The organism is Actinosynnema sp., from assembly GCF_052038725.1.
Map to the genome: position 1 here is coordinate 1 of NZ_JBQGCX010000066.1, position 2,664 is coordinate 2,664.

The 2,664-nt window shown below is 68.5% G+C and carries 3 protein-coding genes; all 3 read right to left on the bottom strand.

Features of this window, described 5'->3' with window-relative positions:
* The coding region (locus ACTUAL_RS01300) for an ABC transporter substrate-binding protein (RefSeq protein WP_440898969.1) at positions 1–825 on the bottom strand (825 nt) is incomplete at its 3' end.
* 7 nt (positions 826–832) lie between these two features.
* Positions 833–1,720, bottom strand: a complete 888-nt coding sequence (locus ACTUAL_RS01305) for a carbohydrate ABC transporter permease (RefSeq protein ID WP_096492393.1) — start codon at positions 1,718–1,720, stop codon at positions 833–835.
* Entirely contained in the window at positions 1,717–2,592 is an 876-nt protein-coding gene (locus ACTUAL_RS01310; protein WP_440898970.1) for a carbohydrate ABC transporter permease, read from the bottom strand. Before ACTUAL_RS01310 ends, ACTUAL_RS01305 begins: the two co-directional genes overlap by 4 nt.
* Positions 2,593–2,664 lie beyond the last annotated feature (72 nt).

The following is a 2,664-nucleotide window of genomic DNA, read 5'->3' on the forward strand; positions in this document are numbered from 1 at the left end:
CTTGGTGACGTCGCCGTAGGAGCCCAGGTTGTGGTGCATCATCGCCGCCGAGCCGCCGGTGAACTGGGCGACCATCTGGGTGTAGTTGTTGTTGACGTCCGCCTCGGGCGTGGCCTTCTTGTACAGGGCCGCGACCTTCTCCACCAGGTCGGCGTTGCCGGGGTCGTCCACGGTGGACCTGCCGCCCTCGAAGAACGAGTCCGTGCCGGAGTAGGCGTACGCCTCGGTGAGCAGCTGGAACACCGAGCCCGCGCCGCCCCGGATGGTGTAGCCGTACCGGTTCGCCGAGGTGTCGGTGAGCTTCTCGGCGGCGGCGGTGAACTCGTCCCAGGTCTTCGGCGGCTGGACGCCCTTCTCGGCGAACCAGTCGGTGCGGTACCAGATCACGTCCATGTTGCCGGAGGACGGGACGGAGTACAGCTTGTTGTCGGGCGCGGTCTGCCGGACCGTCTCGACCAGGCTGGGCAGCAGCTTGCCCTTGAGCGGGCCGCCGTCGACCTTCTCGTCCAGCGGGACCAGGGCTTCCTGCCCGATCATGTTGGACAGGTACGAGGTGGTGACGCCGCCGACGTCGGGCGTGCCGCCGCCCGCGATCGCGGTGTCGTACTTCTGCTGCACGGACGAGCTGGGGATGCCGACGTAGTCGACGTGGATGTCGGGGTTGGCCGCCTCGAAGCGCTTGATCAGCTCCTCGTAGATCGGGGTGCGGCCGGGTCCGCCGTTGTTGTCCCAGAAGGTGATCGTCACCTTGCCGTCCGCGGGGCCGCTGGAACACCCCGCCAGCGCGAGCGCGGCGGCGGCTGCGACCAGAAGTGCTCTCCTCATGCCTCTCCTATCCCTTGACGGCACCGGCGCTGAGCCCCTGCACCAGGTACCGCTGCACGACGGCGAAAACCAGGACCACCGGGACAGCGGCGACCACACCGCCCGCGGCGAGCGCCCCGAAGTCGGTGTTGAACTCCCCCAGGGCGTAGCTGAGCCCGACGGGGAGGGTGAACTTGTCCTGCTTGGAGGCGAACATCAGCGCGAACAGGAAGTTGTTCCAGGCGCCGATGAACGCGAACGAGCCGACCGCGACCAGCGCGGGCCGCAGCTGCGGCAGCGTGACGGCGAAGAACGCCCGCAGCCGGGAGCAGCCGTCGACCATCGCGGCCTCCTCCAGCTCCACCGGCACGTTGCGCACGAACCCGCTCATCAGGATCAGCGCGAGCGGCAGCTGGAACGCGGTGTCGGCGATGACCAGGCCGGTGAGGGTGTTGAGCAGCCCGGCCTCGCGGAAGATCACGAACAGCGGGATGAGCATCATCGCGCCGGGGATGAACTGGCTGCACAGCAGCGCGAGCAGGAACACCCGCTGGCCCTTGAACTGGAAGCGGGCCAGCGCGTAGCCGCCCATCAGGGCCAGCACGCTCACCGCGACCAGCGTGCCCCCGGCGATGATCATGCTGTTGGTGAAGAACACGCCGAACCCGATGCCGTTCCACACCGTGTCGAAGTGCTCCAGCGTCATCGGCCACGGCACGAGCGCGGTGGAACCGGTGGGGCGCAGGGCGAACACCAGCATCCAGTAGAACGGGACGAGGGTGAACAGCAGGTAGAGCAGCAGCGGCAGGTGCAGCCGGAACACCCGGCTCGGGTCGTGGTGGCCGCTCTTGCGGCGGCGCTGCGGTGGTGTCGGCGGCGGCGAGTCGACCGCGGGCCTGACCAGGGTCTCGGTCACGTTCGGCTCCCGAACTTCGACAGGCGCAGGTAGAGGATCGAGCAGAACAGCAGGATCACGAACCCGGCGACGGTGAGCGCCGAGCCGTACCCGAAGTCGTGCGAGTCGACCGCCTTGCGCGCCACGTACAGCGGCAGCGTGGTGGTCTGGTTGGCGGGTCCGCCGCCGGTGAGGGTGTAGATCAGGTCGACGTTGTTGAACTCCCACACCGCGCGCAGCAGCGTGGACAGCACGATGGCGTCGCGCAGGTGCGGCAGGGTGACGCTGAGGAAGCGCCGCCACCGGTTGGCGCCGTCGACCGAGGCCGCCTCGTACAGGTCCTTCGGGATGGTCTGGAGGTCGGCCAGCAGCATGATCGCGAAGAACGGGACGCCGCGCCACAGCTCGGTCACCACCGTCGCCGGGAACACCGTGTCCGGGTTGCCCAGGACCGAGGTCCCCGCGTCGCCGACGCCCCACTGGGCGAGCTGCTGGAAGATGCCGGTGGACGGGTTGTAGAGCAGGATCCAGATGCCGGTGGTGAGCACGCCGGAGACCGCCCAGGGCGAGAACACCAGCGCGCGGGCGAGGCCCCTGCCGATGAAGGTCTCGTTGACGATCAGCGCGAGCGCCAGGCCGAGCACCAGCTGGAACCCGACCTCGACGACGACCCACTTGGCGCTGAACTGGAGGCTCTGCCAGAACAGCGGGTCCTCGAAGAGCATCACGCGGAAGTTCTCGAACCCGGCGAAGCCGTTCTTCCAGGGCTGGGTGACGTTGTAGTCCTGGAGGCTGTAGTGCAGGACGCTGCCGATGGGGTAGACCAGGAACACCGCCATCAGCAGCAGCGTGGGGGCGATCAGCGCGTAGGGCGCCCAGGTCTTCGTCCTCATGCGGGGTTCCACCCGTCGTCGCCGGACAGGTAGGCGCGCACCGTGTGGCGCTCGGCCTGCTCGGGGGTGAGC